The sequence below is a fragment of the Halorubrum halophilum genome (genome assembly GCF_000739595.1).
GTDB classification, from domain to species: Archaea; Halobacteriota; Halobacteria; order Halobacteriales; family Haloferacaceae; genus Halorubrum; species Halorubrum halophilum.
In genome coordinates, this window is record NZ_BBJP01000101.1 from 1 (window position 1) to 427 (window position 427).

1 pseudogene is annotated in these 427 nt (G+C 66.5%); it reads left to right on the forward strand.

The window, feature by feature from the left end:
* A pseudogene (locus ACP96_RS17400) lies at positions 1-427 on the forward strand (hypothetical protein); the annotation flags it as partial.

A 427-nucleotide genomic window follows, 5' to 3' on the forward strand; every position in this document is an offset into this window, starting at 1 on the left:
CGCGATCACCGAGGGGATCCCGACCCAGGACATGGCGAAGGTGAACAAGCGCCTGAGCGAGACCGATACCCGACTCCTCGGTCCGAACTGTCCGGGCATCATCACGCCCGGCGAGGCGAAGCTCGGCATCCTCCCCGGCAACATCTTCTCCGAGGGGAACGTCGGGCTCGTCTCGCGGTCCGGGACCCTGACGTACCAGGTCGTCGACAACCTCACCGAGCGCGGGATCGGCCAGACGACCGCCATCGGCATCGGCGGCGACCCGATCATCGGCACCTCCTTCATCGACGCCTTAGAGGCGTTCGAGGCCGACGACGAGACCGACGCCGTCGTGATGTGCGGCGAGATCGGCCGTGGCTCCGTCGCACCTCCTGCCACGAACAGCGTCGTTGTGAACTCCACACACGTTCATGCCTCGACGACGACG